Below are 6,319 nucleotides of genomic sequence, written 5' to 3'. Positions count from 1 at the left end.
TTACTGACTACAACTATAAAATCACACAATTTCTAAATAAAAAAGCCCGCCTAGGCGGGCTTTTTTATTTAGAAATTACTTCTTATCTTTAGAAGGAACCTTAGGTGGTTCACGGAAGAAGATTGCAAAGAAGAACAAACCAATCAAACAAGCGAAAATAAAGGTATAAGTAAGAGCTTCCATTGAATTTTATGCCTCAACAGCGCGAGTAGTTTTGTCACCAACTTTTTGGAATGCACCCCATTCAACTTGCTCTTCGCTGAGTTCTGGGTCAACCCCAGCAAACACATCGCGGAACAAGGTACGAGCACCATGCCAAATATGACCGAAGAAGAAGAACAGAGCAAATACTGCATGTCCGAAAGTGAACCAACCACGAGGGCTAGTACGGAATACACCATCGGAATTATTCTTTTCTTGGTCAAATTCAAAGATTTCACCTAGCTGAGCTTGGCGTGCATACTTCTTAACGGTTGGGGCATCGTTAAAAGACTTACCATTTAACTCTCCACCGACAAAAGAGACAGTAACACCAGTTTGTTCAACACTGTACTTTGATTCAGCGCGACGGAAAGGAATGTCAGCTCTAACCACACCATCTTGGTCTTGAAGAACAACAGGGAAGGTTTCAAAGAAGTTAGGCAAGCGGCGGACGCTCAACTCACGACCTTCACCATCCTTGAAAATAGGATGCCCTTGCCAACCTTGGGCAATACCATCACCATTATTCATGGGACCAACGCGGAACAAACCACCTTTAGCAGGGCTGTTACCAACATAGTCATAGAAAGCAAGTTTATCGGGAATCTTCGACCAAGCATCTTCAGCACTCAAGCCAGCATTGAGACCAGTTTGAACGCGACGAGAAATTTCTTGCTGGAAGGAATTGCTATCCCATTGATAGCGGGTAGGGCCAAATAACTCGATGGGAGTTGCTGCCGAGCCATACCACATGGTTCCAGCAACGACAAAGGCGGCAAAGAATACCGCTGCAATGCTGCTAGAGAGAACGGTTTCGATGTTCCCCATACGCAGGGCTTTGTATAAACGCTCTGGTGGACGCACTGTCAAGTGAAATAGACCAGCAACGATACCAACGATACCAGCAGCAATATGGTGAGCCACGATACCGCCAGCATTGAAGGGGTTAAATCCATTTGGTCCCCATTCAGGCGCTACAGGTGCAACATGACCAGTTAAGCCATAGGCATCAGATACCCACATGCCAGGACCAAAGAGTCCTGTTTGGTGGAATGCACCAAAACCAAAGCAGAGTAAACCAGATAGGAAAAGGTGAATGCCGAACATCTTCGGCAAGTCCAAAGCTGGCTCACCTGTGCGAGGATCTCTAAATAGTTCTAAATCCCAGTTAACCCAGTGCCAAATGGCAGCTAGGAAAAGTAAACCAGAAAGGACGATGTGGGCTAGAGCGACACCTTCAAAAGACCAAAAACCAGGGTCGGCAACTTGTTCGCCAGTAATTGTCCAGCCACTCCAAGAGTTGGTAATACCAAGACGGGTCATGAAGGGCATGACGAACATACCTTGCCGCCACATGGGGTTGAGGACGGGGTCACTGGGGTCAAAAATTGCTAGCTCATAAAGTGCCATCGAGCCTGCCCACCCTGCTACGAGAGCAGTGTGCATCAGGTGCGTGGCGATCAGTCTTCCTGGATCGTTCAGGAGAACTGTATGCACTCGATACCAGGGTAATCCCATTGCAAATGTTCCTTAATCTATGTAGTGAGTAAGATCTTAACGATTCTTAATTTTAATTTATGATAATTGATCCTGACTTTGCTTACCACTCAAAATACTTAAGGTAATGTGAGGAAATAACTGCGTCAGAATCGACCAATAGGTCTAATTATTTTATTTGTATCAACATAATAAACTATTCCCTCCGATTGATTCCGATTGATTCCGATAAAACCTAAAAACAAGGTCAATGCTTTAGCGTTCGTTGGCTAGAGAAGGGAGTGGTTGCGATTTGCGTCGCCATTCCCCTCTTTGGTTTTAAAAGCTGGCTTCAGATGTAAGTAGCTGGGCATAATTAATTACAAACCCAAACCCGTAAAGTTGCGCCCCGTAGGGGCGCAACTTTACGGGTTTGGGTAATTTATTTTGCACAAGCACTTATATTCGGTGTTTTGGGCTATAAATCTTGGTTGGCATATGCGATCGCGATATTTTGACCACTAAATCGCCGCCGCGATCGCTGCTACTGGTAGGAGTGATTATGCGGGGCATAAATAATTCAGGATGTAGTGCTTTCCAAAAATATTCCACAAAATGGGCGATTTCGCGATCGCTCATGCCCGTTTTTCCTGTGGCAATTAGTTTGCGTTCGGCTTCAATGCGCCATTGCAGGCTGTAGGTATAGTCTTCAGGGACGAGAACGATCAGACTATCGAGGTAGTCCCAGAGCGGCAAGTAATTGTAGAGGTTGGCGTTACATTCAAGGGCAAACTCGCGATCGCGCTCCGATAGAATGGGCGGGACAAAATTGCGAAATGCAGAAACAGGCAGGGGATGCATCCCGACAAACCAGCCTTCAAACAGGACGATATCGGCATTCTCGGAAATTTCAGGTTCGCGCCGATCCCCTGCCCCATTATGTAATGACTTATCAAAACGCGGGATAGCAATCCCTTGACTATGGGCAGGCGAGCGATCGCGTAATTTCTGTAAAACTTCAATCCCTAAATCAATATCGTGGGTACTGGGGGGACCTCGCCAAATTATTTCGGGACGGCGATCGCGTAATTTTTGGCGATCGGTATAGGTTTTATAGAAATCATCAAGGGAGATGCTCAGGAAGGTCTTACCTAGATGGCGCAACAATATATTTAGGACATACCCTAGGGTGGTTTTGCCTGTGCCTTGTCCACCTAATAAACCTTGGATTAATGTGCGCCCAGCTTTTTCTTGCTGAAAGGCTAGCCTTTGGGCGAGGGGTAACCAGTAGTACCACAACAGGGAAAATATGACCGCAGGGGGCGAAATTAGAATATTTTGACGACTCAAGGCTTGCGAGATCTCTGGATAAACTAACGCCATGAGACGCGATCGCCGATCAACGATGTCATTAAATACCCCATCGACAAATACCTCATCGACCATATTTGAATCGGCGAGCATCTCGATTGATAACGCATCGAAGGGCAAAAAACAATCGCTATTTTTTTTGATATCCCCCACTAATAATTCACGATCTGAGCTGGGTAAGCGATCGCCTTGAATTATTAGTTCAAAAATTCTTATAGGTATATTTTCGATCATTTCCTTACTTAACAAGGCTTCTACACGATCTATCCGATCAATTAGCTATACAGATTACAAATTTACAAAAATTAAGCTATTAATTAACAATTATTTAACATAGAATAAAATCAGTGAGTAATTATACGTAGGCTCCTCCACATAAACTACATATTTTTACTTAGTCCCTAAATTAGTTAGATCCATTACTAAACAGAAAAAAATTACAACTATGAACTTGAAAGCTCTTTTGATTGTTGCAAGCCTTGGATTATCGGCTGGTTTAGTCTCCTGTGCTACTGAAACCCCAGCTCCTACTGCTACTCCAGCAGCTACATCTACACCTGCTGCAAAGCCTGATGCTACGAAAGATGCTAAGCCTGCTGCTGATAAGGACAAGTCTACTGCAAAGCCTGATGCCGCTAAGGATGCTAAGCCTGGTGATGCCATGAAGTCTGATGCTAAGCCTGGTGATGCCGCTAAGCCTGGCGATGCTGCTAAGCCTGATGCTGCCAAGGACAAGGCTGGTGACGCGATGAAGCCTGATGCTACTAAGCCTGATGCTAAGCCTGGTGATGCCGCTAAGCCTGCTGATGCTACTAAGTCTGATGCTGCTAAGCCTGGTGATGCTCCTAAGCCTGATGCTGCTAAGCCTGCTGACGACGCTAAAAAGCCTCAGTAGTATTTGATAGTATTTGGAAGTACTTAGAATACCTAGAGACTCAGAATACCTAGAGAATAGTTAGGATTTTGAACTAAACCATCAAAAAAAGAGGTGATGCCATGCGTCACCTCTTTTTTTGGTTTGTTCCCGCGATTGATACCAATTACCAAAAGTGTGGCTACACTTTTGGTAATTGAAAACCAAACCCAGTAAGGGTTTTAAAATCACAAAATGGCGTAGCCAATTTGTGATTTGGTATGATTCGGCTAGAATCTAAACAAAAGCCTCTAGGAATAGTCATGCGATCGCCAACTCCACCAACTCCAAAGGCAGCCAAAATCCCCCGCCAAGATTTGCCAGCTAAAGTTTTCCATTGGGTAAGTCTCGTTAGTTTATTTTTGATGATCGCGAGCGGGCTCCAAATTTATAATGCCAATCCCGTATTTGGAGGACGCGAGGGTATACATATTCCTCCTATTTTGGGGTTAGGAGGATGGTTAGCGGGGGGGCGACATTGGCATTTTGCGACAATGTGGATCTTTGCCTTGAATTTGCTTTGGTATGGAATTTATGTAGTGCTGACCCGAAGATGGCGACATCGCTATATCAGCAGCAAAGATGTCAAAGCCCTAGTCTTTAGCCAAAATAACAAGCGGAAGAACTATGCTTGGCATCGTTTGGTTTATACCCTGATGATCCCGATTTTATTATTATCAATTTTTACGGGGTTAGGGATGTTTAAGCCTGCTCAGTTTTATTGGATTGTAGATAGCTTTGGGGGATGGGAGGCCCTGCGGATTACCCATTTTATGGCAGTCCCGATCGCAATCTTTTTAGCTGTTTTACATTCCCAACTAGGGCGAAATGTCGGTGGCGATCGCTTGCTAGATTCCATGTTTTGGTCAGAGCAATCCGCTCTCTCCGATAAGGATTGACCTAATTGTTATAGCGATCGTCAAATGTACTAGGACATAAACCCCAAGAATTGACTGGCGGCGCTTCGCGCCGCCAGTCAATTCTTGGGGTTTGATTTGTCCTAATTCAAGTGACTGTAGCTATATAACTGCCGCCAACTGGATCAGGACATAAAACCCCAAAGAGAGTTGCCGCGCGGAGCGCGGCAACTCTCTTTGGGGTTTTGATTTTGTCCTAACAAAACTGGCGGCAGCTATATTAGTAAAGATCAGTAAAGATCATTAGAGAATTTACAAGAACTTAAAAGCCATGCTAGAAGACCCTCAACAACCGCCAGATTTAAACCTTGACGATACCGATTTTGTTCCCCGTCGTCGCTTTTTGACCTTGGCAGGTATGGGCTTGTTAACAATTGGCTTTGGCAGTCTTGCAGAAGGGCTAGTAGGCAGTTTATCGGAGCCTCTTAACCAGCAGGTCGAGTCATTAATTTTTCAACCCCAACAGCCCATACCAGAGTTTCCGCTTAGTGCGATCGAACCCGATAAATTAATTGTAAATACCTTTCGATTTACTCCCGCGATCGCGCTTGAAACCTATCGATTAATTATTGATGGTGAAGTGAATAATCCTCTGAGTCTTAATATGAGCGACCTGCAAAGATTACCCTTTAGAAATATGGTCATCCGCCATGTTTGTGTCGAGGGCTGGGCGGCGATCGTTCAATGGGGTGGAGTAAGGGTCAGAGATCTACTAGCGATCGCCCAGCCATCCCCTCAAGCTAGATATGCCTATTTCTATTCGGCAGATGGCTATTATGAAAGCTGGGATCTCGATTCGGTCATGCATCCTCAAACCTTGATGGCATACCAAAAAAATGGACAGCCTCTAGCCAAAGAGAATGGTGCGCCTCTACGTCTCGCTTCACCGATCAAACTTGGCTATAAGCTCAGTAAATGGGTGACAAGAATTCAACTGACCAAGGAACTTGGAGAAAAGCGAGGCTATTGGGAGGATCTTGGCTACGAATGGTACGCGGGACTATAGCGATCGCCTCAATAGCCAATGAAATTCTAGCAACCTAGCAGCAGGCTAAATTCTTGATTAATCTTTTTTGATTTGTGAACTTTTATTACAATATCTGTGCTATGTTCATCTGAGGCAATGAAACTCGAATACCTCAAGCGATGCAGCATTCTTCACTAATTTTTCAATTTTGATTAGATAAGATTTATGCGTTTAATCTTTACCAATAGTTTTAATCGATTTCAGACCATTAACGCAACACAGGCCTGGTCATTATTTTTAACAGGCTGCAAACAGGATAATTCCTTAGGCGACAATCCGATGATTGGTAAATACTTAACGGTTTCAATCTTAGGGGCAATCACCGCTCAGATTCTCGAAGCAACCCTCTAGAAGACCAACATAGAGAGTGGCGGCGCAAAGCGCCGCCACTCTCTATGTTGGTCTTCTGTATAT

General features: G+C 44.5%; 7 protein-coding genes. 4 read left to right on the top strand and 3 right to left on the bottom strand.

The window, feature by feature from the left end:
• Positions 1-75 precede the first annotated feature (75 nt).
• From PseudUWO310_RS22395 to PseudUWO310_RS22385, 3 genes are all read right to left on the bottom strand, one after another.
• Entirely contained in the window at positions 76-183 is a 108-nt protein-coding gene (locus PseudUWO310_RS22395) for a photosystem II reaction center protein T (RefSeq protein ID WP_071590185.1), read from the bottom strand.
• 6 nt (positions 184-189) lie between these two features.
• Positions 190-1,719 (bottom strand): photosystem II chlorophyll-binding protein CP47, encoded by a 1,530-nt coding sequence (psbB, locus tag PseudUWO310_RS22390; protein WP_143190573.1) that lies wholly within the window; start codon positions 1,717-1,719, stop codon positions 190-192.
• 417 nt (positions 1,720-2,136) lie between these two features.
• Positions 2,137-3,282, bottom strand: a complete 1,146-nt coding sequence (locus tag PseudUWO310_RS22385; protein ID WP_143190572.1) for a glycerate kinase — start codon at positions 3,280-3,282, stop codon at positions 2,137-2,139.
• A 211-nt stretch (positions 3,283-3,493) separates the two neighbouring features.
• On the opposite strand from PseudUWO310_RS22385, the gene PseudUWO310_RS23835 reads away from it, so the two are divergent.
• The 4 genes from PseudUWO310_RS23835 to PseudUWO310_RS22365 all read left to right on the top strand — a co-directional run bounded on the left by PseudUWO310_RS23835 (position 3,494) and on the right by PseudUWO310_RS22365 (position 6,256).
• A complete protein-coding gene (locus PseudUWO310_RS23835) occupies positions 3,494-3,943 on the top strand; it encodes a pentapeptide MXKDX repeat protein (protein WP_143190571.1) in 450 nt (149 codons plus the stop codon).
• A 281-nt stretch (positions 3,944-4,224) separates the two neighbouring features.
• On the top strand, positions 4,225-4,860 hold the full coding sequence (locus PseudUWO310_RS22375; RefSeq protein ID WP_143190574.1) for a cytochrome b/b6 domain-containing protein: 636 nt from the start codon (positions 4,225-4,227) through the stop codon (positions 4,858-4,860).
• A 289-nt stretch (positions 4,861-5,149) separates the two neighbouring features.
• Positions 5,150-5,884: a molybdopterin-dependent oxidoreductase gene (locus PseudUWO310_RS22370; protein ID WP_143190570.1), complete on the top strand. Its 735-nt coding sequence runs from the start codon at positions 5,150-5,152 to the stop codon at positions 5,882-5,884.
• Between the two features lie 186 nt (positions 5,885-6,070).
• Positions 6,071-6,256 (top strand): hypothetical protein, encoded by a 186-nt coding sequence (locus PseudUWO310_RS22365; protein ID WP_009629251.1) that lies wholly within the window; start codon positions 6,071-6,073, stop codon positions 6,254-6,256.
• Positions 6,257-6,319 lie beyond the last annotated feature (63 nt).

It is taken from the genome of Pseudanabaena sp. UWO310, from assembly GCF_006861605.1.
Classification (GTDB): domain Bacteria; phylum Cyanobacteriota; class Cyanobacteriia; order Pseudanabaenales; family Pseudanabaenaceae; genus Pseudanabaena.
This window is presented reverse-complemented; position numbering and strand designations above follow the sequence as displayed.

Excerpts from the sequence above, each read along its gene's own strand:
- PseudUWO310_RS22395 (WP_071590185.1), bottom strand. The coding sequence starts at position 183 with ATGGAAGCTCTTACTTATACCTTTATTTTCGCTTGTTTGATTGGTTTG.
- psbB (WP_143190573.1), bottom strand. The coding sequence starts at position 1,719 with ATGGGATTACCCTGGTATCGAGTGCATACAGTTCTCCTGAACGATCCA.
- PseudUWO310_RS22385 (WP_143190572.1), bottom strand. The coding sequence starts at position 3,282 with ATGATCGAAAATATACCTATAAGAATTTTTGAACTAATAATTCAAGGC.
- PseudUWO310_RS23835 (WP_143190571.1), top strand. The coding sequence starts at position 3,494 with ATGAACTTGAAAGCTCTTTTGATTGTTGCAAGCCTTGGATTATCGGCT.
- PseudUWO310_RS22375 (WP_143190574.1), top strand. The coding sequence starts at position 4,225 with ATGCGATCGCCAACTCCACCAACTCCAAAGGCAGCCAAAATCCCCCGC.
- PseudUWO310_RS22370 (WP_143190570.1), top strand. The coding sequence starts at position 5,150 with ATGCTAGAAGACCCTCAACAACCGCCAGATTTAAACCTTGACGATACC.
- PseudUWO310_RS22365 (WP_009629251.1), top strand. The coding sequence starts at position 6,071 with ATGCGTTTAATCTTTACCAATAGTTTTAATCGATTTCAGACCATTAAC.